General features: G+C 61.3%; 23 protein-coding genes. 12 read left to right on the top strand and 11 right to left on the bottom strand.

Translation table 11 applies throughout. The annotated features are described in order from the left end of the window. Nucleotides 1-32: 32 nt before the first annotated feature. From V8N38_RS00115 to ghrB, 5 genes are all read left to right on the top strand, one after another. Nucleotides 33-1067: a LacI family DNA-binding transcriptional regulator gene (locus V8N38_RS00115; protein ID WP_060424330.1), complete on the top strand. Its 1035-nt coding sequence runs from the start codon at nucleotides 33-35 to the stop codon at nucleotides 1065-1067. Between the two features lie 166 nt (nucleotides 1068-1233). Continuing rightward, nucleotides 1234-1986: a sugar phosphate isomerase/epimerase family protein gene (locus V8N38_RS00110; RefSeq protein WP_147840589.1), complete on the top strand. Its 753-nt coding sequence runs from the start codon at nucleotides 1234-1236 to the stop codon at nucleotides 1984-1986. A 7-nt stretch (nucleotides 1987-1993) separates the two neighbouring features. After that, on the top strand, nucleotides 1994-2959 hold the full coding sequence (locus tag V8N38_RS00105) for a sugar kinase (RefSeq protein ID WP_038876064.1): 966 nt from the start codon (nucleotides 1994-1996) through the stop codon (nucleotides 2957-2959). A 139-nt stretch (nucleotides 2960-3098) separates the two neighbouring features. Continuing rightward, on the top strand, nucleotides 3099-4367 hold the full coding sequence (locus tag V8N38_RS00100; RefSeq protein WP_147840590.1) for an MFS transporter: 1269 nt from the start codon (nucleotides 3099-3101) through the stop codon (nucleotides 4365-4367). Nucleotides 4368-4440: 73 nt separating this feature from the next. Further along, a complete protein-coding gene (gene ghrB, locus V8N38_RS00095; protein ID WP_060424337.1) occupies nucleotides 4441-5418 on the top strand; it encodes a glyoxylate/hydroxypyruvate reductase GhrB in 978 nt (325 codons plus the stop codon). Nucleotide 5419: 1 nt separating this feature from the next. Here ghrB and V8N38_RS00090 read toward each other — a convergent pair whose 3' ends face one another. After that, nucleotides 5420-5572: a hypothetical protein gene (locus V8N38_RS00090; protein ID WP_187181583.1), complete on the bottom strand. Its 153-nt coding sequence runs from the start codon at nucleotides 5570-5572 to the stop codon at nucleotides 5420-5422. Nucleotides 5573-5768: 196 nt separating this feature from the next. Here V8N38_RS00090 and V8N38_RS00085 point away from each other — a divergent pair, with 196 nt between their 5' ends. The 4 genes from V8N38_RS00085 (at nucleotide 5769) to V8N38_RS00070 (ending at nucleotide 9895) form a co-directional block, all read left to right on the top strand. After that, nucleotides 5769-7832 carry an alpha-amylase gene (locus V8N38_RS00085; protein ID WP_147840591.1) on the top strand — a complete coding sequence of 688 codons (2064 nt, stop codon included), beginning with the start codon at nucleotides 5769-5771 and terminating at the stop codon, nucleotides 7830-7832. Nucleotides 7833-7967: 135 nt separating this feature from the next. Further along, on the top strand, nucleotides 7968-9218 hold the full coding sequence (locus tag V8N38_RS00080) for a valine--pyruvate transaminase (protein WP_060441256.1): 1251 nt from the start codon (nucleotides 7968-7970) through the stop codon (nucleotides 9216-9218). Nucleotides 9219-9293: 75 nt separating this feature from the next. After that, the gene (locus V8N38_RS00075) at nucleotides 9294-9515 is read left to right on the top strand and encodes a ribbon-helix-helix domain-containing protein (RefSeq protein ID WP_004933932.1); all 222 of its coding nucleotides are present in this window, start codon (nucleotides 9294-9296) and stop codon (nucleotides 9513-9515) included. Continuing rightward, the gene (locus V8N38_RS00070; RefSeq protein WP_147840592.1) at nucleotides 9515-9895 is read left to right on the top strand and encodes a type II toxin-antitoxin system VapC family toxin; all 381 of its coding nucleotides are present in this window, start codon (nucleotides 9515-9517) and stop codon (nucleotides 9893-9895) included. The genes V8N38_RS00075 and V8N38_RS00070 overlap by 1 nt, the downstream gene beginning before the upstream one ends. A 10-nt stretch (nucleotides 9896-9905) precedes the next feature. Here V8N38_RS00070 and V8N38_RS00065 read toward each other — a convergent pair whose 3' ends face one another. The 3 genes from V8N38_RS00065 to ibpA form a co-directional block, all read right to left on the bottom strand. Then, nucleotides 9906-11564, bottom strand: coding sequence for a putative transporter (locus V8N38_RS00065; RefSeq protein ID WP_047729572.1), 1659 nt, complete (start codon nucleotides 11562-11564; stop codon nucleotides 9906-9908). A 167-nt stretch (nucleotides 11565-11731) separates the two neighbouring features. Continuing rightward, nucleotides 11732-12160, bottom strand: coding sequence for a small heat shock chaperone IbpB (gene ibpB, locus V8N38_RS00060; protein ID WP_147840593.1), 429 nt, complete (start codon nucleotides 12158-12160; stop codon nucleotides 11732-11734). Nucleotides 12161-12260: 100 nt separating this feature from the next. After that, on the bottom strand, nucleotides 12261-12674 hold the full coding sequence (ibpA, locus tag V8N38_RS00055; protein WP_004933919.1) for a small heat shock chaperone IbpA: 414 nt from the start codon (nucleotides 12672-12674) through the stop codon (nucleotides 12261-12263). A gap of 309 nt (nucleotides 12675-12983) precedes the next feature. Between ibpA and V8N38_RS00050 the strand changes: the two genes are divergently transcribed. Continuing rightward, nucleotides 12984-13331, top strand: coding sequence for a YceK/YidQ family lipoprotein (locus tag V8N38_RS00050; protein ID WP_016929593.1), 348 nt, complete (start codon nucleotides 12984-12986; stop codon nucleotides 13329-13331). A gap of 30 nt (nucleotides 13332-13361) precedes the next feature. Here V8N38_RS00050 and V8N38_RS00045 read toward each other — a convergent pair whose 3' ends face one another. Next, entirely contained in the window at nucleotides 13362-14642 is a 1281-nt protein-coding gene (locus V8N38_RS00045; protein ID WP_055316928.1) for a DUF3748 domain-containing protein, read from the bottom strand. A 132-nt stretch (nucleotides 14643-14774) separates the two neighbouring features. Then, complete coding sequence (locus tag V8N38_RS00040) at nucleotides 14775-15095, bottom strand: hypothetical protein (protein WP_147840594.1); 321 nt, start codon at nucleotides 15093-15095, stop codon at nucleotides 14775-14777. 36 nt (nucleotides 15096-15131) lie between these two features. Between V8N38_RS00040 and V8N38_RS00035 the strand changes: the two genes are divergently transcribed. Together V8N38_RS00035 and V8N38_RS00030 are read left to right on the top strand one after the other, a co-directional pair. Further along, nucleotides 15132-16100, top strand: coding sequence for a threonine/serine dehydratase (locus V8N38_RS00035; protein ID WP_147840595.1), 969 nt, complete (start codon nucleotides 15132-15134; stop codon nucleotides 16098-16100). Further along, entirely contained in the window at nucleotides 16087-17028 is a 942-nt protein-coding gene (locus V8N38_RS00030; RefSeq protein WP_147840596.1) for an ornithine cyclodeaminase family protein, read from the top strand. The genes V8N38_RS00035 and V8N38_RS00030 overlap by 14 nt, the downstream gene beginning before the upstream one ends. A 25-nt stretch (nucleotides 17029-17053) precedes the next feature. On the opposite strand, the gene yidA is transcribed toward V8N38_RS00030, so the two are convergent. The 5 genes from yidA to dnaA form a co-directional block, all read right to left on the bottom strand. Beyond that, nucleotides 17054-17869, bottom strand: coding sequence for a sugar-phosphatase (gene yidA / locus V8N38_RS00025; RefSeq protein ID WP_087762483.1), 816 nt, complete (start codon nucleotides 17867-17869; stop codon nucleotides 17054-17056). A 124-nt stretch (nucleotides 17870-17993) separates the two neighbouring features. Beyond that, nucleotides 17994-20408 (bottom strand): DNA topoisomerase (ATP-hydrolyzing) subunit B, encoded by a 2415-nt coding sequence (gyrB, locus tag V8N38_RS00020; RefSeq protein WP_147840597.1) that lies wholly within the window; start codon nucleotides 20406-20408, stop codon nucleotides 17994-17996. A gap of 18 nt (nucleotides 20409-20426) precedes the next feature. Continuing rightward, the gene (recF, locus tag V8N38_RS00015; protein ID WP_033636531.1) at nucleotides 20427-21512 is read right to left on the bottom strand and encodes a DNA replication/repair protein RecF; all 1086 of its coding nucleotides are present in this window, start codon (nucleotides 21510-21512) and stop codon (nucleotides 20427-20429) included. A gap of 45 nt (nucleotides 21513-21557) precedes the next feature. Then, complete coding sequence (gene dnaN / locus V8N38_RS00010) at nucleotides 21558-22658, bottom strand: DNA polymerase III subunit beta (RefSeq protein WP_004933892.1); 1101 nt, start codon at nucleotides 22656-22658, stop codon at nucleotides 21558-21560. A 4-nt stretch (nucleotides 22659-22662) separates the two neighbouring features. After that, the gene (gene dnaA, locus V8N38_RS00005) at nucleotides 22663-24057 is read right to left on the bottom strand and encodes a chromosomal replication initiator protein DnaA (RefSeq protein ID WP_004933889.1); all 1395 of its coding nucleotides are present in this window, start codon (nucleotides 24055-24057) and stop codon (nucleotides 22663-22665) included.

The following is a 24057-nucleotide window of genomic DNA, read 5'->3' as shown; positions in this document are numbered from 1 at the left end:
TCCTTGGCAATTAACCGCAGGAGGGATCGGCTGTGAGCACTGTCAAGGCAACGCGCGCCTCAGGGCGCGCCACCATCAGCGATGTGGCCAACATCGCCAAAACCGGCAAGACCAGCGTGTCGCGCTATCTGAATGGTGAACAACACCTGCTTTCCGACGATCTCAAACAGCGCATCGAACAGGCGATCCGGCAGCTCGACTACCGGCCAAGCCAGATGGCGCGCAGCCTGAAAGGCGGCCAGACCCGCCTCATCGGCCTGATCCTCGCCGATATCACCAACCCTTATTCGGTGGACGTGATGCGCGGCATCGAGGCCGCCTGCCGCCAGCACGGCTTTACCCTGCTGGTGTGTAACACCAACAACGAAGTCAATCAGGAACAGCACTACCTGCAGCTGCTCAGCAGTTACCGGGTGGAAGGCATCGTGGTCAACGCGGTCGGCATGCGCGAGGAAGCGTTATCCACGCTGCAACAGTCGATGCTGCCGATGGTACTGATCGACCGCAAAATCCCCGACTTCGCCTGCGACGTGGTGGGCCTGAACAACCGCGAAGCCGCCACCGTCGCCACCGAACATCTGCTGCAACAAGGTTTCGAAGCAATCCTGTTCCTCAGCGAGCCGCTCGGTACGGTCAATACCCGTCTCGAACGCCTGCACGCTTTCAGACACACCATGGCGCAGCACCCCACGCTGTTGGCGGAGCAGGCCGAAACGCCGCTCAACGATCGGCAGAAGCTGGAGCAGGTGCTGAGCGATTTCAGCGGCCGCCATCGCGGCATGCGCAAGGCGGTGATCTCCGCTAACGGCGCCCTGACGCTGCAGGTGGCGCGCGCCATGCGCCGGCTCGGCATTCAATGGGGCAACGACATCGGCCTGCTGGGCTTCGACGAGCTGGAGTGGGCGGAGCTGGCGGGCGTCGGCATCACCACGCTGAAACAGCCCACCTACCAAATGGGGCACGCGGCGCTGGAGCGGCTGGTGCAGCGCATTCAGGGCCTGGCCGCCCCCAGCGGCGAGCAGATGTTCTCCGGCGAGCTGATCGTCCGCGGCTCCACCACCCGCTAACCCGCCTTCTCCAGGGCCGTTGCCCGCCCCGCCCTCATCGGCTATTTTTTGCTCAGCTTCGTGATTGCGATCATATTTTTACACTCTGTCGCTTTCCGCTGGAACCGGTTCCATTTAACGTACCGGTAACAGCAGCGGCGGCGACAATGCCGCCTCAGGAGTCAAAATGAAAACAGAAATCATCGTGGTCACCGGCGCCTACGGCACCGATACCGTCAAACAACACGGCGGCCAGCGCGCGCTGTTGCCCATCATCGCCGGCGCAGGCGCCGACGGGGTCGAGATCCGCCGCGAACTGTTCGCCGCCGGCGAACTGGACAGCCTGCCGGCCCTGGCGCAAGAGATCGATCGCCAGCAGCTGTTCGCCGTCTACTCCGCCCCTGAGGCGCTGTTCACCCCGCAACATACGCTGAACCCCAACCTGCCTGCGCTGCTGGCAGAAGCGCAGGCGCTGAACGCGCGCCGGTTGAAGCTGTCCCTCGGCCATTTCCGCCCCGGCTTCGATTTTACCGAGCTGAAAGTGGCGCTGGAGCAGCACCCGGTCAAATTGGTGGTCGAGAACGATCAGACGACGGACTGCGGCATTTTGTCGATGCTGAACGCCTTTTTCCACGCCGCGGAAGATAGCCACCTGCCGGTCAGCATGACCTTCGATATGGCCAACTGGCTGTGGGTGGGGCAAGACGCCTTCGCCGCCGCCGAACGCCTGGCCCGCCACGTCGGTTACGTGCACGTCAAAGCCGCCACCCAAGGCCCGCGCGGCTGGCGCGCCGTCGCGCTGGACGATACCGACGGCAGCTGGCGCGATCTGCTGGCCCGCCTGCCGCACGATGCGCCGCGCGGCATCGAATTCCCGTTGCAGGGCGATGATCTGGAAGCCGTCACCCGCCATTACGTCAATATCTTGCGTGCGGAGTAACCCCATGATGACAACGTTAACGGCAACGACGGCGCAGCAGGCGCCCCTGGATGTGGTCACGCTGGGCGAAGCCATGGCGATGTTCGTGGCGGCGCAAACCGGCGATTTGGCGGAGGTGGAAACCTTCACCAAACGCATCGCCGGCGCCGAATTGAACGTGGCGATCGGCCTGGCGCGTCTGGGCATGAACGTCGGCTGGGTCAGCCGCGTCGGCAACGATTCGTTTGGCCGCTTCACCCTGCAGCAGCTGAAAAAAGAAGGCATCAACTACCGGCAGGTGACGGTCGACGGCCACTATCCGACCGGCTTTCAGGTGAAATCCAAAACCACCGATGGTACCGATCCCAGCGTGGAATACTTTCGCAAAGGCTCGGCGGCCAGCCACCTGTCGGTCGCCGATTTCAACCCTGAGTATTTCGGTTCCGCACGCCACCTGCACCTGAGCGGCGTTGCAGCGGCGCTGTCCAGCGAGTCGCTGGCCCTGTGCCACCATGCGGCGCGCGAAATGCGCGCCATGGGCAAAACCATTTCGTTCGACCCCAACCTGCGTCCGGTGCTGTGGCCTAGCCGCGAGGTGATGATCGAGCAGCTGAACCAGCTGGCATTCGCCGCCGACTGGGTACTGCCGGGGCTGAAAGAGGGGCAGATCCTCACCGGCCAATCGACGCCGGAAGGCATCGCCGATTTCTATCTGGAACGTGGCGTGCAGGCGGTGATCATCAAAACCGGCCCGGACGGCGCCTGGTTTAAAACCGCCGCCGGCGACAAGGCGGCAGTGGCCGCAGTGAAGGTCGACAACGTGGTGGATACCGTCGGTGCCGGTGATGGCTTTGCCGTCGGCACCCTCAGCGCCCTGCTGGAAGGAAAAACGCTGATACAGGCGGTGCAGCGCGGCAACAAAATCGGTTCGCTGGCGATCCAGGCCATCGGCGACAGCGAAGGCCTGCCAACCCGCGCGGCGCTGGCCGAATAACAATAAAAAAACGACTTCTCCGCATGACGTCAGCCTCTGGCCCTACAACCGGGACGCGTCGGGAGAGCATCTGCCCCTTTGTCTTGCATGCCCAGCGTGCCGGGCGAAGGGGATGCAACACCACTGAAGGATACTGAACATGAACAAAGCGACTGTCGCGGCCAAACGCTGGTGGTACATCATGCCCATCGTGTTTATCACCTACAGCCTGGCCTATCTCGATCGCGCCAACTTCAGCTTCGCCTCTGCCGCCGGCATCAATGAAGATCTCGGCATCACCAAAGGCATGGCCTCGCTGCTGGGTGCGCTGTTTTTCCTCGGTTATTTCTTCTTCCAAATTCCCGGCGCCATCTACGCCGAACGCCGCAGCGTCAAAAAATTGATCTTCTGGTGCCTGATCCTGTGGGGCGGTTGCGCCTCGCTGACCGGCGTGGTCAGCAATATCCCGATGTTGGCCGCCATCCGCTTTATCCTCGGCGTGGTGGAAGCGGCGGTGATGCCGGCGATGCTGATCTACATCAGCAACTGGTTCACCAAATCGGAGCGCTCACGCGCCAATACCTTCCTGATCCTCGGCAACCCGGTGACGGTGCTGTGGATGTCGGTGGTGTCCGGCTACCTGATCCACGCCTTCGGCTGGCGTGAAATGTTCATCATCGAGGGCATTCCGGCGGTTATCTGGGCGTTCTGCTGGTGGGTGCTGGCGAAAGACAAACCGGCGCAGGCCGGCTGGCTAAGCGTCGAGGAGAAACAGGCGCTGCAACAGCAGCTGGACGAAGAGCAGAAAGGCATCAAGGCCGTGCGCAACTACGGCGAAGCCTTCCGTTCGCGCAACGTGATCCTGCTGTGCGTGCAGTACTTCGCCTGGAGCATCGGCGTGTACGGCTTCGTGCTGTGGCTGCCTTCTATCCTGCGCAGCGGCATGCAGATGGGCATGGTGGAAGCCGGCTGGCTGTCGGCGGTGCCTTACCTGGCGGCGACCATCGCCATGATCGTGGTCTCCTGGGCGTCGGACAAAATGCAAAACCGCAAGCTGTTCGTCTGGCCGCTGCTACTGATCGGCGCGCTGGCGTTCTTCGGCTCTTACGCCGTCGGCACCAACCACTTCTGGATCTCCTACGGCCTGCTGGTGGTCGCCGGCGCCGCGATGTACGCCCCCTACGGGCCGTTCTTCGCCATCATTCCGGAAATGCTGCCGAAAAACGTCGCCGGGGGCGCCATGGCGCTGATCAACAGCATGGGCGCGCTGGGGTCGTTCTTCGGTTCGTGGTTCGTCGGCTATCTGAATGGCGCCACCGGCAGCCCGGCGGCCTCTTACATGTTTATGGCCATCGCACTGGTGGTGGCGGTGGTGCTGACGCTGATCGTCAAACCCGCCCGCAACGAGATCCAGCCACAATTGGCTTGATCCGGTTATACTTTTTATCTGTTAACCCAACCGGGGGGGCGCCATGCCCCCTTTGGCCCAGCTGGAGTTCGTGATGAAGCCTTCTATCGTATTGTACAAAAGCCTGCCTGCCGATCTGCGTGAACGTCTGGAACAGCACTTCACCGTGCACGCCTTCAACGGCCTGCAGCCGGAGAACCGCGACGAACTGCGCCAGGCGCTGCAGCAGGCCGAAGGGATCATCGGTTCCGGCGGTAAAATTGACGAAGCCTTCCTGCAGCAGGCACCCAAACTGCGCGCGGCCTCGACCGTTTCCGTCGGCTACGACAACTTCGACGTCGAGGCGCTCAACGCCCATAACGTGCTGCTGATGCACACCCCGACGGTGCTGACCGAAACCGTCGCCGACACCATCATGAGCCTGGTGCTGGCGACCGCGCGCCGGGTGGTGGAAGTGGCCGAGCGGGTGAAGGCCGGCGAATGGCGCGGCAGCATCGGGCCGGACTGGTTCGGCGTCGACGTGCACCATAAAACCATCGGCATCCTCGGCATGGGGCGCATCGGCCTGGCGCTGGCGCAGCGCGCGCATTTCGGCTTCGGCATGCCGGTGCTGTACAACGCCCGCCGCACGCATGAAGAGGCGGAACAGCGCTTCAACGCGCGCCGCTGCGATCTGGACACCCTGCTGGCCGAGTCGGATTTCGTTTGCATCACGCTGCCGCTGACCGAACAAACCTTCCACATGATCGGCCGCGAACAGCTGGCGAAAATGAAGAAAAGCGGCATTCTGATCAACGCCGGCCGCGGGCCGGTGGTGGATGAGCAGGCGCTGATCGAAGCGCTGCAAAACGGCGTGATCCACGCCGCCGGGTTGGACGTGTTCGAGAAAGAGCCGCTGCCGGCCAACTCGCCGCTGCTCAGCATGCCGAACGTGGTGGCGTTGCCGCACATCGGCTCCGCCACCCATGAAACGCGCTACGGCATGGCCGCCTGCGCGGTGGATAATTTGATCGCCGCGTTGACCGGCACGGTGAAAGAAAACTGCGTCAACCCGCAGCTGTTGCGGAAATAACTCAGCGCGGCCGGTGCTCTGCGGATAACCGGCCGTGTTGCTCTTCCTGCTGCGGTGCGAACAGCGCCTGCAGCTGATGTTCTTCGGCGAAGTGCTGCAATTCGGCATCCTGAATTGCCTGAACGATCTCTTCTCGCCAGTTTTTGTCCGTCATCGCTAACCTCCTTTGATGTTCATCGTTTAATCTGCCGCAGCGCGCGCGCAAAGCCAAGCCGAATCAATCCGAAAACGCTCCGCCCTTCCTCTCCACCCCCGAAAACCCCCCGCAGGGAGGAGGCCATTTTTCCACCGTTTGCCACACTGGGCGCTACCCTGCGAAAAAACGCTTCCTGCCGCGCGTAAGGAGAGCCATGAAACTGTTACCCCTGCCCTTGTTGATGCTGCTGTCGCCTTCGGCGCTGGCCGGCTGGACGCTGCCGGGCTTCCCGGCCTTCGACGAAACGGCCGCCGGGCTGTTCGCCAGCCAGGCCGCGCTGCCCAAAGGCCAGCTGCCGCTGCGGCTGTATCAGGATAACCATTGCTGGCAGCCGGCCGAGGCGGTGAAGCTTAACCAGACGCTGTCGCTGCAGCCCTGCGGCACTCATCCGCCGGTCAGCTGGCGGCAGTTCCGCGCCGGCGACTATCAGGTGCGTATCGACACCCGCAGCGGCACGCCGACGCTGCAGCTCAGCCTGAGCAGCGCGCCGGAAAGCACCGCCGTTGCCGTCCGCAGCTGCCCGCGCTGGGACGGCAAGCCGGTCACGGTCGACGTCGCCTCCACCTTCGCCGAAGGCGAAACGCTGCGCGATTTCTATTCCGGTCAAACGGCGCAGGTGAGCCAGGGGAAAATCACGCTGCAGCCCGCCGCCGCCAGCGGCGGCCTGTTGCTGCTGGAATCCGCCGCCACGGCGAAACCGGCGGCGTTCAGCTGGCATAACGCCACGGTTTACTTCGTGCTGACCGATCGCTTTGAGAACGGCAACCCGGCCAATGACCACAGCTACGGGCGCCGCAGCGACGGCCTGCAGGAAATAGGCACCTTTCACGGCGGCGATCTGGCCGGCCTGACGCAGAAGCTGGATTATCTGCAGCAGCTGGGCGTCAACGCCTTGTGGATCAGCTCGCCGCTGGAGCAGATCCACGGCTGGGTTGGCGGCGGCACCAAAGGCGATTTCCCGCATTACGCCTATCACGGCTATTACGCGCTGGACTGGACTCGCCTCGACGCCAACATGGGCACCGAACAGGAGCTGCGCACGCTGGTCGAGCAGGCGCATCGGCGCGGCATTCGCATTCTGTTCGACGTGGTGGTGAACCATGTCGGTTACGCCACGCTGGCGGATATGCAGACGTTCCACTTCGGCTCGCTGTATCTGCAAGGTACAGAGGTGGAGAAAACCCTGGGGAAAAACTGGAGCGACTGGCGCCCCGGACCGGGGCAAAACTGGCACAGCTTCAACGACTACATCAACTTCAGCGACAAAGCGGGCTGGCGCCAATGGTGGGGGAAAAACTGGATCCGCACCGACATCAGCGACTATGACTCACCGGGCTATGACGACCTGACGATGTCGCTGGCCTTCCTGCCGGACATCAAAACCGAAGCGCCCGGCGCCAGCGGCCTGCCGCTGTTCTATCGCCACAAACCCGACACCGCCGCGCGCGACATTCCCGGCGCCACCACCCGCGATTACCTGACCGTCTGGCTCAGCCAGTGGGTGCGCGATTACGGCATCGACGGTTTCCGCGTCGATACCGCCAAGCACGTGGAAAAACCGACGCTGGCGCTGTTGAAACAGCGCGCCACGGCGGCATTAGCGGCGTGGAAAGCGGAGCATCCGCAGCAGGCGCTGGATGACGCGCCGTTTTGGATGACCGGCGAGGCCTGGGGCCACGGGGTGATGAAAAGCGACTATTACCAAAACGGCTTCGACGCGATGATCAACTTCGACTTCCAGGACCAGGCGGCGCAGGCATTGGGCTGCTTCGCCGACATCGACGCCACCTACCGGCAGATGGCCGAGCGGCTGCAGGATTTCAACGTGCTGAGCTACCTCTCTTCACATGACACCCGGCTGTTCTTCGCCAGCGACGCCAAAGGCTCGCTGCCGCTGCAACAGCGGGCGGCGAACCTGCTGTTGCTGGCGCCGGGCGCGGTGCAGATTTACTACGGCGATGAAAGCGGCCGCCCGCTCGGCCCAACCGGTTCCGATCCGCTGCAGGGCACCCGCTCCGACATGAACTGGCGCGAGCTGCAGGGGGAAAAAGCCCCGCTGCTGGCCCACTGGCAACGGTTGGGGCAGTTCCGCGCTCGCCACCCGGCGATCGGCGGCGGCGTGCAAACCCCGCAGCCGCACGCCGCCTACTACGCCTTCAGCCGCCGGCTCGGCGACGATAAGGTGATGGTGGTGTGGGCCGGCGAACGGTCACAATAATCCAGCGTAATATGCTGCTAATCGGCCAATGGGCGAAGTTTGTGCCCATTGGTCGATTTGTCGGCCGCGTTGCAGCGGGATTTGTCTGGCGGTATGGTGGGGGATTACCTGCTAAGAAACAGTACTGCTGCACCTATGACTTTCTCACTTTTCGGCGAAAAATTTACCCGTTATGCGGGCATTACCCGTTTGATGGACGACCTGAACGAAGGCCTGCGCACCCCCGGTGCCATCATGCTCGGCGGCGGCAACCCGGCGCAGATCCCAGAGATGGAAGCCTACTTCAAACAGCTGTGCCAGGAGATGCTCGATCAGGGCAAACTGACCGAAGCGCTGTGCAACTACGACGGCCCGCAAGGCAAGGACGCGCTGCTGAAAGCGCTGGCCAATCTGCTGCGTGACGAGCTCGGCTGGGAGATTTCGCCACAGAATATTGCACTGACGAACGGCAGCCAAAGCGCGTTTTTCTACTTGTTCAACCTGTTCGCCGGCCGCTATGCCGACGGTTCGCGCCGCCGCGTGCTGTTCCCATTGGCGCCGGAATATATCGGCTATGCCGACGCCGGGCTGGACGAAGGGCTGTTCGTCTCCGCCAAGCCGAACATCGAGCTGCTGCCGGACGGCCAGTTCAAGTATCACGTTGATTTCGAACACCTCACCATCGGCGACGACATCGGCATGATCTGCGTTTCACGGCCGACCAACCCGACCGGCAACGTGATCACCGACGAAGAGCTGATGAAGCTCGACCTGCTGGCACAGCAGCGCGATATTCCGCTGGTGATCGACAACGCCTACGGCGTGCCTTTCCCCGGCATCATCTTCAGCGACGCCACGCCGCTGTGGAACCCGAACACCATCCTGTGCATGAGCCTGTCCAAGCTCGGCCTGCCGGGCTCGCGCTGCGGCATCGTGATCGCCGACGAGAAGGTGATCACCGCGCTGACCAACATGAACGGCATCATCAGCCTGTCGCCGGGCAGCATGGGGCCGGCGATGGCGACGGAAATGATCGCACGCGGCGATCTGCTGCGCCTGTCGAACGAGGTGATTCGCCCGTTCTACAAACAGCGCGTCGAGCACACCATCGAGATTATCCGCCGCTACCTGCCGCCGGAGCGCTGCCTGATCCACAAACCGGAAGGGGCTATCTTCCTCTGGCTGTGGTTCAAGGATCTGCCGATCACCACCGAAGTGCTGTATCAGCGCCTGAAAAAGCGTGGCGTGCTGATGGTGCCAGGCCACTACTTCTTCCCGGGGCTGGAGCACGACTGGCCGCACACCCACCAGTGCATGCGCATGAACTACGTGCCCGACCCGGAGAAAATCGAGCGCGGCGTGGCGATCCTGGCGGAAGAGATCGAACGCGCGCATCAGGAAGGCTAACGCCAGCTGATTGAAAATCGACCGATAAAGATATACGATGCATATATCGTATATCTTTTTTTTGGAGGGCTAGCGATGACCCGCATCGTGATCGATTTACCTGAAGAAGACCTGCGGCAGCTCGACAATCTGAAAAATATCCGCCACGTTCCCCGGGCCGAAATCATCCGTCAGGCCGTCTCCCGTTATCTGACGGAGAACCACGTTGAAGATCCCAGCAATGCTTTCGGGCTCTGGTCCGGGGCAATGGGCGATGGCGTAGACTACGAAAATCGTCAGCGCGAGGAGTGGGAATAATGGTGGTTCAACGGGCGCTATTCGACACCAATATCCTGATCGATTATCTCAACGGCATTCCTCAAGCCAAAGACATTCTGACCGAATACCACATCAACCCGGCTATTAGCGCCATCACCTGGATGGAAGTGATGGTGGGTGCCAAAAAACAGGGGCCGGCGCTGGAGCTGAAAACGCGCCAGTTTTTAGGGCAATTCCTGCTGTTGCCTATTACCGATGAAGTTGCCGAACGCGCCGTAGAACTACGCCACTCACAGCATGTGAAGCTGCCGGACGCCATTATCTGGGCCACCGCGCAGGTGGGGTTCCGGACGCTCATCTCCCGCAACCCCAAAGATTTCGGCACTGACAACGGCGTGTTAATGCCTTACCGGCTGTAGTCGGGCAGCGTTACAGCGTCCAGAACAGCACCGCCAGCAGCTGCGGCGACATGATGCGCAGGAACATCGCCAGCGGATACACGGTGGCGTAAGACAGCGCAGCGGCGCCGCTGGTAGGATGCAGACCGTTGGCGAAGGCCAGCGCCGGCGGATCGGTCATCGATCCCGCCAACATGCCGGACAGCGTCAGGTAGTTCATCTTGCCCACCGTGCGCGCCAGAATGCCGACGCTCAGCAGCGGAATGGCGGTGATCAGCGCGCCGTACCCGACCCACGTCAGCCCCTCGCCGTGCAACAACGTATCGATGAAGTTGCCGCCCGACTTCAATCCAACCACCGCCAGAAACAGCACGATGCCCAGTTCGCGCAGCGCCAGGTTGGCGCTCGGCGGCATAAACCAATACAGCTTGCCGATGCTGCCGATGCGCCCCAGGATCAGCGCAGCCACCAGCGGCCCGCCGGCCAACCCCAGCCGCAATGCCGCCGGGAAGCCGGGCACGAACAGCGGAATGGAGCCGAGCAGCACCCCGAGCCCGATGCCGATAAAGACCGGCAGCATCTGCACCTGCTGCAGTTTTTGTTGGGCGTTGCCGACGATTGCCGTCACCGCGTCGATGGCCTCCGGTCGACCGACCAGGTTGAGAATGTCGCCGAACTGCAGCGTCACGTTGCTGCCGGCCACCAGCTCCACGCCGGCGCGGTTGAGGCGTGAAATCACCACGTCATACTTCTGCTTCAGGTTCAGATCGCGGATTTTCTTGCCCAGCACCTGCTCGTTGGTCACCACCGCCCTCACCACCTGCAGCGCGGTGCCGCGCGTCGACAGCGAGGCGTCCACCTCTTCGCCGATCACCAGCCGGGCATTTTCCAGATCTTCGCGTTTGCCCACCAGATGCAGGTAGTCGCCAAGCTCCAGCCGCTCGTGCGGCGCCGGCACCATCAGCAGCTCCCCGCGTTTGAGGCGCGAACAGACGATCGCTTCACCGTTGAGCAGCGGCACCTGCTTGATCGCCATGCCCTGCAGATTGGGATTGCGCACCGCCACGTTCATGGCGTGCAGCAGCTCACGCTGATTGCCCAGGCTGCTTTCAAACGCCTGCGCCTCGCGCTCGATGTTGATGCGGAAAAACAGCCGGATCAGCCACATTACCAGCAGAATGCCGCATATGCCGAACGGATAGGCCATGGCGTAGCCCATGCCCATCCCGTCCACCAACGCCGGATCGGAACCGAGATCGGTCAGGATTTGTTGACCGGCACCCAGCGCCGGAGTGTTGGTGACCGCGCCGGAGAACACGCCGAGGATGATCGGCAGCGGCACATCGAACAGCTTGTGCACCGCCGCCGCCACGACGCCGCCGGTCAGCACCAGCAGCACCGCGAAGGCGTTGAGACGCAGACCGGAGACGCGCAGCGAAGAGAAGAAACCGGGGCCGACCTGAATACCGATGGTGTAGACGAACAGGATCAGGCCGAACTCCTGGATAAAGTGCAGCATGTCCCCGTTCAGGCTGATTTGCCCGCTCTGGGCGAAGTGACCGACCAGGATGCCGCCGAACAGCACGCCGCCGATGCCCAGTCCAACGCCGTACAGCTTCCAGTTCCCCATCCACAACCCAATGACGGCCGCCAGCGCCAACATGCTGACGGTCAGGGCGATATCGCTCATAGGTCACATCCTTGCCAAAGTTGAAACGGGAATTCACGGTTAAAAGCACACAATTAACAAGGATTATGACATCGGACAGACGGGGGGACTGTGGCGTGCGCCACATAACGCAGCGGGGGAGATCCGTCTGGATCTCCCCCGCATGATGATGACCGTTTTTCAGTCGGTTATTTGGCTTCCAGCTCCGGCGTCGCACCGATGGCGATGCGCTGCGGCTGCAAGGCTTCCGGCACCTGACGCACCAGATCGATGTGCAGCAGGCCATTTTCAAATTTGGCCTCGGACACCTGCAGATGCTCCGCCAGGGTGAAGGTCAGCTGGAACTCTTTGCACACCAACCCCTGATGCAAGTATTCGACCTGTTTTTCCGGCGGCGTAGGTTTACCGCTGACGGTCAACCGCGGCCCTTCCACTTCGATATTCAGTTCGCTCTGCCGGAAACCGGCCAGCGCCAGAGAAATGCGGTAGTGATTGTCATCGCTTTTCTCGATGTTGTACGTTGGGAACCCTTGGGGTTCCTGGCCACCCATTGAACTGGCCAATTTATCAAAACCAATCCACTGACGCAGAAGCGGGGATAAATCGTAATTACGCATAGGAACAACTCCTTTCATTAAGCGAGATGTGTTTATTCAGCCCCCTGACGGCAGGCTAGGTATTATTTGCCGGCAGCGTACCTGCCGGCGAAACGGAAATTTATTTAATTTCGATGCGGCGCGGTTTTAATGTTTCCGGCACGATGCGTTGCATGTCGATATACAACAGGCCATTCTCCAGTTTGGCGCCTTTAATTTGAATATGTTCGGCCAGCTGGAATTTACGCTCGAAATTACGCTCGGCGATGCCCTGGTATAAATAGGTTTTTTCTGCCGGTTCGTTATTGTGCGCCCCGCGCACGATCAGCAGATTATCTTGCGTGGTGATCTCCAGCTCCTGCTCGGCAAACCCGGCTACCGCGATGGCGATGCGATAATGATTTTCGTCCACCAGCTCGACATTATAAGGCGGATAACCGCCGTTGCCCTGACTCTGGCCGGCTTCCAGCGCGTTGAACAGGCGATCGAAGCCAATGGCGGAACGGTATAGCGGGGAAAGATCAAAATTACGCATAAAACAGCCTCCTAAGGCACTTCAGCGAGGTTGAAATAAATACGCCTTCCACTCTGGACAGGCTAATTAAGCCAGAATTCCCTTACGGCGAATTCTCAATTCGGCTCTGATGATAAAATGGGGGTTGATTTCATCAATTCAACAGGCGAGGATCAAAAAAACTTCGCACCGATTAGGCGAAAGTTTTTTTACCACTTACACTAAAGTGAGAGAGCCGCCACAGAGCGGGATTTTGCTTCTTTAAAAGCAGCAACAGGATGTTATAAATCAGCTTAATTTAGGGGAACAGCAACCCTGCAGGATGGATTAATGACGACGATGAAAGCGATAGCGACGGGCTGCATGTTGTTGGCGACCAGCGGTTGCTCCAGCGTGATGAGCCATACCGGCCCGAATCAGGGTTACTACCCCGGCACCCGCGCCAGCGTGGACATGCTGAAGGACGACAACACCAGCTGGGCGATGATGCCGCTGGTGGCGCTGGATCTGCCGTTCTCAGCGGTGATGGACACCGTACTGCTGCCTTACGACTATCTGCGTTCCGGCAACGACGCCACCGCAGACTCGCCAAAAGCGCGCATCCTGCGCAGCGAGCAGCAGAATCTGGCGGCAACCGGCAATCCCGGCGAAGGCAACGACAGCACCGCCACCCACTAATCGCGCACGCAGCGGGCCGCCAGGCCCGCCTTACACCTCAACCACAAAGATCTGGTTGAACCCCGCTATCTCGCGCATAAACGCCACTTTCTTGCCATCCGGTGAAAACACCACGGCATCCGCCGACGGCGGTTGCGCGCTGCGCTGCGTTAAACGCTGCAGGCGGCCGCCGGCGACCTCGCACAGCATCACGCTGTTGTCGCACACCAAGGCAATCGCCCCGCCCTGCGGGTGCCAGCTGAACGCTGACTGGATGTCATGCTCGCTGCGGCTCACCTGCCGCGGCTCCCCGCCGTTCGGCGACACCGTCCACAGCTGCACCACGCCTCCGTCGTCCTTCATCAAAAATGCGATTTGGCTGCCGTCCGGCGAGCTGCGCAGCCAATGGCGCGGCGCACCGGCAACGCCCGGATAACGACGATCGCCGGTAAAGGTTACCCGCCGCTGCCTGACGCCCTGCGGCGGCGCCGGCAACTCGCTTTCCGTCCCCTGCAACGGCAAAGCGCCCGCCCTGGCGTAATCGGCATCGTTCTCCGGCAGATCGACAATAAACACCTCCGGCAGCTTCTCGCCGGCGGCGGACAGCGTATCGCCGATAAACGCCAACGCCCAGCGCTGCCGGCTGCCGTCGGCCTTACGGTAACCCTCGCGGCCGATCCAGCCTTCTTCGTAGGCGCGATTGATCTGATCGCTGCCCGGCTGCGGCTGCGGCACCGTCTCGCTGACCAGCACGCAATAGTGGCTACCGTCATACTCGCGCGGGTGCTGTTTCGGCGGATTGACCCCGTGCAGCGGCACGGCCACCCCGACGTTGCGCAGATCGCGCGCCGGATCGCGTTCGTGCATGACGTGGTCGTTGTAGGTAAAGCTGAGGCGGCTGCCGTCCGGACTGAAAACGTGCACATGGCTGCCGCCGCGCAGCGCACCGGGCGTGTAGGGGGCGGTGATATCCAGCGCGTCGAGGGTGATGGCCAACTCGCGATCCGGTTCGCTGACGATCACCCCGCGGCGGTGGTGAAAATCATACTGCCAGGCGCTGTCGGGGTGCTCCGGACCGTGGATAAAGGCATAGCGCGCCGGCGCATCGGGGCTGACCGTGACCACGCCGACGTGGGCGCCGTGCTGGGCGCGATAAACCACCTCCACCGCGCCGCTGGCGACGTTGACCCGCTCGATGCTCAGACCGGTGAAAGAGGCGCCGCGCGGGCGCACGTCATAAGCCAGCCATTGGCTGTCCGGCGTCCAGACGTTGATATTGGTTAACTGATGCCCGCGAGGGTCGAAAGTCAGTTGTTTTTCCCGATGGCTCATGGCGGTTCTCCTGCGCATGCCGGCACTGAGTCGCCATCTTACCGGATCGGCGACAGCGTTTCACATGGCCTGCGCGGGTAAGGCGGGAGGATTTTTCGGTTCGAAATGACGCAATTATTTTTCAGCGTCTTATCATTTAAGCCGAACGACGGCGTCGGCAGGAAATAAGCGGCCGATTAGGCGTTTGCATTCCTGGCGGCGAAACTCAACGGCGCCCATGCCGTATAGGCGGATGCCGCGAGCGCTATTTTTTTCATTCTCATTTCCTTTATCAAAATAATTCAGCGGCAGCGCCTTCCTTAACGCAAATAAATAAAAAATCGTGTCGCTAAACGACAGGTTAATGATTATTTTCAACGCCAACGCGATGCTCTTCCCCGGCCGTTGCCGCTGGCGGGCCGGGTTGCCCGGCGGTCGGGCGACGGGGTTTACAATCAATACAAAAAAGTACAAACTGGATTTTTAAGTCCAAAACATTCTGGAGCCGGTATGAACGCCCTCTTCGATGCCATTGTTTCTGCCCATCAGCAACTGCGCCCTCAGGTACGGGTCACGCCCCTGGAGCGCAGCGTGCTGCTTTCACAGCAGCTCGGCTGTGAGCTGTATCTGAAATGCGACCATCTGCAACACACCGGCTCCTTTAAATTTCGCGGCGCCAGCAACAAGCTACGGTTGCTGGATAGCGAACAACGCCGGCGCGGCGTGATTGCCGCCTCAACCGGCAACCACGGCCAGGCGGTCGCCCTGGCGGGGCAGCTGATGGGCGTTGGCGTCACGGTGTATGCGCCAGAGACGGCGGCGAGCATCAAGCTAGACACCATCCGCGCGCTGGGCGGCACCGTGGAATTGGTGCCGGGCGATGCGCTGAACGCCGAACTGGCCGGGGAACAGGCCGCCCGCGAACAGGGAAAAACCTATATTTCGCCGTATAACGACGAGCAGGTGATCGCCGGCCAGGGCACCTGCGGCATGGAGCTGGTTGAACAGCTCACCGGTCTGGACGCCGTGTTCGTGGCGGTGGGCGGTGGTGGCTATATCGCCGGTATCGGCACCGTTTTGCGGCAATTGTCGCCGAACACGCAGCTTATCGCCTGCTGGCCGGAAAACGCCACCAGCATGTACAGCGCGCTGGAAGCGGGCCATATCTTCCCGGTGGAAGAGCAAGAAACGCTGTCCGACGGCACCGCCGGCGGCGTCGAGCCGGGCGCCGTGACCTTTCCCCTGTGCCAACAGCTGATCGACCGTAAAGTGCTGGTCAGCGAGGCAGAGATCAAACACGCGATGCGCCGGATCGCCGCCAGCGATCGGTGGATTATCGAAGGCGCGGCCGGCGTGGCGCTGGCGGCGGCGATCAGGCTGTCGCCGGAATATCAGGGGAAAAAAGTGGCGGTGGTGCTGTGCGGTAAAAACATCGTGCTGGAGAAATACCTCAAGGCCATCGCCGATGCGCATCCTTAATCAGCAGCAAATCCTCGCCGCGTTCGACGCCGAGGCCATAACCGCGCTGCTGAAGCAGGGATTTATCGCCTATTCGCAGCGGCAGGTGCAACAGCCGCCGGTGCAGCATTTCCTGTTCGAACAGGCCGCCGGCGATTGCTGCATCAAATCCGCCTGGCTGGAAGGCGACGAGCTGTTCGTGGTCAAGGTGTCCGCCGGTTTCTATCGCAACGCCGAACGCGGCCTGGCCAGCAATCAGGGATTGGTGATGGCGTTCTCCGCCCAGACCGGCGAACCCCGGGCGCTGCTGCAGGATGAGGGCTGGATGACCGCGCTGCGCACCGCACTGGCCGGCCGCATCGCCGCCGAGCTGTGCGCGCCGCCGCATATTCAGGCGATCGGCATGGTCGGTACCGGCCTGCAGGCGCGGCTACAGCTACAATGCCTGAAACCGGTGACCGACTGCCGCGAGGTGTGGGTGTGGGGCCGCAACGAACAGGCGCTGACGGCGTATCGGCGCGATGCCGAGGCAGAAGGTTTTCGGGTGCTGACCACGCAGGACGCGGCGGAGCTGGCGGCGCACTGTCAGCTGATCGTGACCACCACGCCCAGCCGCGAACCGATCTTGCAGGCGGCGGATATCCGGCCCGGCACGCACATCACCGCCGTGGGCGCCGACGCGCCAGGCAAGCAGGAGCTGGCGACCGATCTGGTGGCCAATGCGGACGCGCTGCTGGTCGATGCGCTGGCGCAATGTGCTGACTACGGCGAGATCGCGACGGCTTATCGGCAAACTAGGCTCACTTCAACGCCAATCGTCGAAATGGGCGCCCTCTTGGCACAGGGCGGGCGGTTGCGAAGCGAGCCGCAGCACATCACCATCGCCGATCTTACCGGGCTGGCGATTCAGGATCTGCAGATCGCCAAAGGGGTGTTGGCGGCAATATAAAGGGGCGCCGCAGCGCCCCATTTTATCAGCCGTTGAGCACGAACTTCTCGATGGCGCGCGCCACGCCGTCTTCGGTATTGGCGCTGGTGACAAACTGCGCCACCGCTTTCAGCTCGGGAATGGCATTGCCCATCGCCACGCCGACGCCGGCATACTCAATCATCGCCGTATCGTTGGCCTGATCCCCCAGCGTCATGATGTTTTCCCGCGCCACGCCGAGGTGCTCGGCCAGCATTCTCACCCCGGCGCCCTTATCGACGTTCTTATGCAGGATTTCGAGGAAGTAAGGCGCGCTTTTCAGAATGGTGTAACGCTCGCGCGTTTCCGCCGGGATGCGCGCAATGGCGCTATCCAGCAGCTCCGGCTCGTCGATCATCATCACTTTAGGGAAACGCATCTGGCGATCCATCTCCTCCACGCTGCGGTATTTCAGCGGAATACCGGTCATTGCCGCCTCGTGTATGGTGTATTTGCCAATGTCTTTATTCGGGGTATACAGGGTGTCGAAATCAAACGCCTGGTAGTGAACGCCGAACTCGCGCGCCATCTGCTCGAAGTGCAGATAGTCCTCGAAGCCCAGCGTTTCCTGCAGGATGCAGGCGCCGTCGACCGCACGCAGCACCAGTGCGCCGTTATAGGTTATACAGAAATCGCCGGGGCCCTGAATGTCCAACTGGCGCAGATAGTCCTGCACGCCGACATAAGGCCGCCCGGTGGCCAGCACCACGTGCACCCCTTTGCGCCGCGCCGCCGCGATAGCCTGCTTTACCGCCGGCGTGATTTGGTGCTGCGGATCCAGCAACGTGCCGTCCATGTCGATCGCAATCAGTTCAATAGCCATTCAACGCTTCTCCCAGTGGTTTTTTCTCATGCTAACGCGTTTCAGCCTCGGCTGTCAGCGCCAGAAAAGGCGTAAAAAAATCCGCGCGGGTCGCCCGGCGCGGATTTTCACAGCCATTAACGCATCAGATATCGATGTTCGCCGCTTTCAGGGCGTTTTCTTCGATAAAGGCGCGGCGCGGTTCAACCGCATCGCCCATCAGCGTGGTGAACAGCTGATCGGCAGCGATGGCGTCCTTGACGGTCACGCGCAGCATGCGGCGGCTTTCCGGATCCATGGTGGTTTCCCACAGCTGCTCCGGGTTCATCTCGCCCAGACCTTTATAACGCTGCACCGACAGGCCGCGGCGCGACTCTTTCACCAGCCACTCCAGCGCCTGCTCGAAGCTGTCTACCGGCTGACGACGTTCGCCACGCTCGATGAACGCACCGTCTTCGATCAGCCCGCGCAGCTTCTCGCCCAGCTGGCAGATCTTGCGATATTCGCCGCCGTGGATGAAGTCGAAGTCCAGCTTATAGTCGGTATCCACGCCGTGGGTGCGGATGCGCAGCGCCGGCTCGAACATCTGGCGCTCACGGTTCTCGAAGATCACGAAGTCATAGCTGCTGCCGTGCTGCTCTTTGTCGTTCAGCGCCTGCACCAGCGAAGCGATCCAGGTTTTCACCTTGGCTTCATCGCTGAGATCGCCTTCGTTCAGCGTCGGCTGGTAGATCAGGCTGTTCAGCAGCGCGCGCGGGTAGCGGCGCTCCATGCGGCCAATCAGCTTCTGCACGCCGTAGTGTTCGGCCACCAGTTTTTCCAGCTGCTCACCGCCGAGCGCCGGTGCGCTGGCATTGGTGTGCAGCGTAGCGCCGTCCATCGCGATGGCGATCTGGTACTGATCCATCGCCTCGTCATCTTTGATGTACTGCTCTTGCTTGCCTTTCTTCACCTTGTACAGCGGCGGCTGCGCGATGAACACGTGGCCACGCTCGATGATTTCCGGCATCTGGCGGTAGAAGAAGGTCAACAGCAGCGTACGGATGTGCGAACCGTCGACGTCGGCATCGGTCATGATGATGATGCTGTGGTAACGCAGCTTGTCTGGGCTGTACTCGTCGCGGCCAATGCCGCAACCCAGCGCGGTGATCAGCGTCGCCACTTCCTGCGAGGAGAGCATTTTGTCGAAACGCGCTTTCTCGACGTTGAGGATTTTCCCCTTCAGCGGCAAGATAGCCTGGTTCTTGCGGTTGCGCCCCTGCTTGGCAGAGCCGCCCGCGGAGTCCCCTTCCACCAGGTACAGTTCGGACAGCGCCGGATCGCGTTCCTGGCAGTCCGCCAGTTTGCCCGGCAGGCCGGCCAGATCCAGTGCGCCTTTGCGGCGGGTCATCTCACGCGCTTTACGCGCCGCTTCGCGCGCGCGCGCCGCGTCGATGATTTTGCCGACCACGATTTTCGCGTCGCCTGGATTTTCCATCAGGTAATCCACCAGCTTCTCGTTCATCAGCGTTTCAACCGCGGTTTTCACCTCGGAGGAGACCAGCTTGTCCTTGGTCTGAGAAGAGAACTTGGGATCCGGCACCTTCACCGACACCACGGCGATCAGACCTTCACGCGCGTCATCGCCGGTGGCGCTGACCTTGGCCTTCTTGCTGTAGCCTTCCTTCTCCATGTAGCTGTTCAGCGTACGGGTCATCGCGGTACGGAAACCGACCAGATGCGTGCCGCCGTCGCGCTGCGGAATGTTGTTGGTGAAGCAGTAGATGTTTTCCTGGAAACCGTCGTTCCACTGCAGCGCCACTTCCACGCCGATATCGTCTTTCACGGTGGAGAAGTAGAACACGTTCGGGTGGATAGGGGTTTTGTTCTTGTTCAGGTACTCGACAAACGCCTTGATGCCGCCTTCGTAGTGGAAGTGGTCTTCACGGTCGGTGCGTTTGTCCTTCAGGCGGATAGACACGCCGGAGTTGAGGAAGGACAGCTCGCGCAGACGCTTGGCCAGAATGTCGTATTCGAATTCGGTCACATTGGTGAAGGTCTGGTGGCTCGGCCAGAAGCGCACCATGGTGCCGGTCTGTTCGGTTTCGCCCACCACGTTCAGCGGCGCCTGTGGCTCGCCGTGGCTGTAAGTCTGTTCGTGTACTTTGCCTTCGCGGCGGATCACCAGCTCCAGTTTCTCCGACAGGGCGTTAACCACCGAGACGCCCACGCCGTGCAGGCCGCCGGAAACTTTATAGGAGTTGTCGTCGAATTTACCGCCGGCGTGCAGCACGGTCATGATGACCTCTGCGGCTGAAACCCCTTCTTCAGGGTGAATGCCGGTCGGAATGCCGCGGCCGTCATCCTGTACCGATACCGAGTTGTCGGCATGGATGGTGACCTGAATGTCACTACAGTGGCCCGCGAGCGCTTCGTCGATAGCGTTGTCCACAACCTCGAATACCATGTGGTGCAGACCGGTGCCGTCATCGGTATCGCCGATATACATGCCCGGGCGCTTGCGCACCGCATCCAGCCCTTTTAATACCTTGATACTTGAGGAGTCATAAGAATTCGACATCAACGTTTCTCGCTCATTTTAGTCCTGTGGTTGAACCTCTATTTTACCCTGTTCCACGCGGAACATCTTGCCCTTTTCACCGGCCATGTCGGTCACTTGTTCAGCGCTGACCGCGCTGACAAAAACCTGGGCCTGGGTGGCTTTCAGGCGATCGGCCAGCAACCGGCGACGGCCGGTGTCCAGCTCGGAGGCAAAATCATCAATCAGATACAGGCAACGCCGCCCGCTCTGCCGGGTGAGAAACTCACCCTGCGCCAAGCGCAACGCGCACATCAGCAGCTTAAGCTGACCGCGCGATAACAAATCCTCTACCGGCGTGCCGTCGGCACGAATGCGGAAGTCCGCTTTATGCGGCCCCACCGCGGTATAGGTCAACGCCCTGTCGCGCTCGAACTGGCGCTCCAGCAGCTCGCCGTAGTCGCTCTCTTTGTCCCAGCCGCGCTGGAAGGAGAAGCTCAGGGCGAATTCAGGCAGAAACTGCGCGCAGGTCGCGGTGATATCCGCGGCGATCGCGTCGCTGTATTCCGCCCGCCATTCGCTGATGCGCTCCGCGAGCGGGATCAGTTCCTGATCCCAGGCGCGGATCTGCGCATAGCGACTCACCTGGCGCAGCGCGGCATTGCGCTGCTTCAGTAACCGTTTCAGGTTGCTCCAGGCGGTGAAAAAACCGGGTTCGTTATGAAAACAGCCCCAGTCAAGGAAGGCGCGCCGGAATTTCGGCCCGCCGTTCAGCAGGGTAAAACCTTCGGGGGTGATCAGCTGCATGGGCAGCAGCTGCGCCAGCTCGGCCACCTTGTGGCCGTCGCTGCCATCGATGCGTACTTTGCTGTCACCCTGACGGCTCTTGCTCAATCCTACCGACAGCTCGCGCTCCGTACCTTCTATGCGGCCGTGCAGCACGAACTCCGGCTGGTCGTGACGGATCACCCGACCGGCCTGCAGGCTGCGAAAGGCGCGGCCGTGCCCGAGCGTATATACCGCTTCCAGCACGCTGGTCTTGCCGCTGCCGTTGGCGCCGACCAGGAAGTTGAATCCCGGCGCCAGCGCCAAATCCGCCGCCTCGATATTGCGGAAATCTTTAATCAATAAACGCGTCAGAGCCATGCAATCTCTTTACCGATGACGGTGCTGTAATTCAAGGTAACGAGACTACAACCGCATTGGCATGACAACGTAGGCCGCCGCCTGGCTGGCGCCGTCTTCGATCTGCACGCTGGAGACCGAGTCGGTCAACAGCAGGCGCACGTCTTCACACTTGAGCGCGTTCAACACGTCCAGCACGTAGCTGACGTTGAAGCCGATCTCCATCTCCGCGCCGTCGTAGCTGACGTCGAGGATCTCTTCCGCCTCTTCCTGCTCCGGGTTGTTGGCAGTGATCTTCAGCTGGTTCTGGCTGACGTACAGCCGCACGCCGCGGAATTTCTCGTTCGAGAGAATGGCCGCGCGCGCAAACGCCTGCTTGAGCAGATCGCAGCCGGCTTCCAGCGTTTTATCCGGGTTCTTTGGCAAGACGCGGCGATAGTCCGGGAAACGGCCGTCAACCAGCTTGGAGGTGAAGATGAAATCGCCGACGTGGGCGCGAATGTTGTTGCTGCCGATCTGCAGCTGCAGCAGCGAATCGCCGCCGTCCAGCAGACGCACCAGCTCCATCACCCCTTTACGCGGCACGATCACCGAATGCGAAGGCAGCTGTTGGCCGATCGGCATCGAGCACACCGCCAGGCGGTGGCCGTCGGTCGCGACGGTGCGCAGCTCCTCGCCTTCGGTTTCAAACAGCATGCCGTTCAGGTAGTAACGCACGTCCTGATGGGCCATCGAGAACTGGGTGGCTTCGATCAGGCGCTTCAGCGTCGCCTGCGGCAAGGTGAACTCCACCTCGCTCTGCCAGTCGTCCAGGTTCGGGAAGTCCGCCGCCGGCAGCGTGGACAGCGAGAAGCGGCTGCGGCCGGACCGCACCAGCATGCGCTCGCTCTCCAGCGTGACGGCGATCTCCGCCCCTTCCGGCAGGCCACGGCAGATATCAAAGAATTTACGCGCGGGCACGGTGGTCGCGCCCGGCTCGTGCGGTTGGGACAGGGCGACGCGCGCCACCATCTCCATCTCCAGATCGGTGCCGGTCAGCAGCAGGGAGCCTTCCGTCACCTGCAGCAGCAGGTTGCCCAGGATCGGCAAGGTCGGGCGGCCGCCCAGCGGGCTGCTCACCTGTTGCAGCGGTTTTAGCAGATGCTCACGTTCAACGATAAATTTCATAGCGCTATGAAGATAATGTTCTGATTAAATTGGAGAAATCTTCTTTGATGTCGTGACTTTCCTCACGCAGCTGCTCGATTTTCCGGCAGGCGTGCAACACCGTGGTATGGTCGCGGCCACCAAACGCATCGCCGATTTCCGGCAGGCTGTGGTTGGTGAGTTCCTTCGCCAGCGCCATCGCCATCTGGCGTGGGCGGGCAACGGATCGCGAACGCCGCTTGGACAGCAAATCCGCGACTTTAATCTTGTAATACTCCGCCACCGTCTTTTGAATATTGTCGATGGTGACCAGCTTTTCCTGCAGCGCCAGCAGATCGCGCAGCGCTTCGCGCACGAAATCGATGGTGATGGCCCGGCCGGTAAAGTTGGCGTTGGCGATCACGCGGTTCAGCGCCCCTTCGAGCTCACGCACGTTGGAACGCAGGCGCTTGGCGATGAAGAACGCCACTTCGCCCGGCAGGCGAATGTCGTTCTCGTCGGCCTTTTTCATCAGGATCGCCACGCGGGTTTCCAGCTCCGGCGGCTCGATCGCCACCGTCAGCCCCCAGCCGAAGCGGGACTTCAAACGATCTTCCACCCCGTTGATCTCTTTAGGGTAGCGATCCGAGGTCAGGATGATCTGCTGATTGCCTTCCAACAGGGCGTTAAAGGTATGGAAGAACTCTTCCTGCGAACGCTCCTTGTTGGCGAAGAATTGGATGTCATCGATCAGCAAGGCGTCGACCGAACGGTAGTAGCGCTTAAACTCTTCGATGGCATTGTTCTGCAACGCTTTGACCATGTCCTGCACGAAGCGTTCCGAGTGCATGTAGACCACTTTGGCGTTGGCTTTGCGCGCCATGATGCCGTTGCCGACCGCGTGCAGCAGGTGAGTTTTACCCAGGCCGGTGCCGCCATACAGGAACAGCGGGTTGTAGGCGCCGCCCGGGTTGTCCGCCACCTGGCGAGCCGCCGCGCGCGCCAGCTGGTTGGACTTACCCTCGACGAAGTTGTCGAAGGTGTGCTTGGGGTTGACGTTGGAGCGGTAAGAGAGCTCGGGTTGCGCCGCCGCGTTGTCCCAGCTCGGGCGCGAAGGCGCGGCCGTGCGTGCCGCCGGGGCTGCGGGGGCGCTGCTGACGCTGGCGGTCACGGTCTGGCTGATCACCTGCGTGATCGGCTTGCTGCCGACTTCAAAACGCAGCAAAGGCGCATCCGTGCCGCAGAAATCATTCAGCAGACCATTGATGTTGTTTAAGTACTTATCGCGAACCCAATCCAGCACAAAACGGTTAGGCGCGTACAGCGCCAGGGTGTTGTCACTCAGTTCCGCCTGCAATGGGCGAATCCACATACTAAATTCTGTGGCAGGTAACTCATCCTGCAATCGGGCAAGACACTGCTGCCAAAGCGAAAGTGACAC

Source organism: Serratia nevei, from assembly GCF_037948395.1.
GTDB lineage: Bacteria > Pseudomonadota > Gammaproteobacteria > Enterobacterales > Enterobacteriaceae > Serratia > Serratia nevei.
Note: the sequence above shows the minus strand (reverse complement) of the source record. Positions and strands in the feature narration are given on the sequence as shown.

Excerpts from the sequence above, each read along its gene's own strand:
- V8N38_RS00110 (WP_147840589.1), top strand. The coding sequence starts at position 1,234 with ATGAAAACAGAAATCATCGTGGTCACCGGCGCCTACGGCACCGATACC.
- V8N38_RS00105 (WP_038876064.1), top strand. The coding sequence starts at position 1,994 with ATGACAACGTTAACGGCAACGACGGCGCAGCAGGCGCCCCTGGATGTG.
- V8N38_RS00100 (WP_147840590.1), top strand. The coding sequence starts at position 3,099 with ATGAACAAAGCGACTGTCGCGGCCAAACGCTGGTGGTACATCATGCCC.
- ghrB (WP_060424337.1), top strand. The coding sequence starts at position 4,441 with ATGAAGCCTTCTATCGTATTGTACAAAAGCCTGCCTGCCGATCTGCGT.
- V8N38_RS00090 (WP_187181583.1), bottom strand. The coding sequence starts at position 5,572 with ATGACGGACAAAAACTGGCGAGAAGAGATCGTTCAGGCAATTCAGGAT.
- V8N38_RS00085 (WP_147840591.1), top strand. The coding sequence starts at position 5,769 with ATGAAACTGTTACCCCTGCCCTTGTTGATGCTGCTGTCGCCTTCGGCG.
- V8N38_RS00080 (WP_060441256.1), top strand. The coding sequence starts at position 7,968 with ATGACTTTCTCACTTTTCGGCGAAAAATTTACCCGTTATGCGGGCATT.
- V8N38_RS00075 (WP_004933932.1), top strand. The coding sequence starts at position 9,294 with ATGACCCGCATCGTGATCGATTTACCTGAAGAAGACCTGCGGCAGCTC.
- V8N38_RS00070 (WP_147840592.1), top strand. The coding sequence starts at position 9,515 with ATGGTGGTTCAACGGGCGCTATTCGACACCAATATCCTGATCGATTAT.
- V8N38_RS00065 (WP_047729572.1), bottom strand. The coding sequence starts at position 11,564 with ATGAGCGATATCGCCCTGACCGTCAGCATGTTGGCGCTGGCGGCCGTC.
- ibpB (WP_147840593.1), bottom strand. The coding sequence starts at position 12,160 with ATGCGTAATTACGATTTATCCCCGCTTCTGCGTCAGTGGATTGGTTTT.
- ibpA (WP_004933919.1), bottom strand. The coding sequence starts at position 12,674 with ATGCGTAATTTTGATCTTTCCCCGCTATACCGTTCCGCCATTGGCTTC.
- V8N38_RS00050 (WP_016929593.1), top strand. The coding sequence starts at position 12,984 with ATGACGACGATGAAAGCGATAGCGACGGGCTGCATGTTGTTGGCGACC.
- V8N38_RS00045 (WP_055316928.1), bottom strand. The coding sequence starts at position 14,642 with ATGAGCCATCGGGAAAAACAACTGACTTTCGACCCTCGCGGGCATCAG.
- V8N38_RS00035 (WP_147840595.1), top strand. The coding sequence starts at position 15,132 with ATGAACGCCCTCTTCGATGCCATTGTTTCTGCCCATCAGCAACTGCGC.
- V8N38_RS00030 (WP_147840596.1), top strand. The coding sequence starts at position 16,087 with ATGCGCATCCTTAATCAGCAGCAAATCCTCGCCGCGTTCGACGCCGAG.
- yidA (WP_087762483.1), bottom strand. The coding sequence starts at position 17,869 with ATGGCTATTGAACTGATTGCGATCGACATGGACGGCACGTTGCTGGAT.
- gyrB (WP_147840597.1), bottom strand. The coding sequence starts at position 20,408 with ATGTCGAATTCTTATGACTCCTCAAGTATCAAGGTATTAAAAGGGCTG.
- recF (WP_033636531.1), bottom strand. The coding sequence starts at position 21,512 with ATGGCTCTGACGCGTTTATTGATTAAAGATTTCCGCAATATCGAGGCG.
- dnaN (WP_004933892.1), bottom strand. The coding sequence starts at position 22,658 with ATGAAATTTATCGTTGAACGTGAGCATCTGCTAAAACCGCTGCAACAG.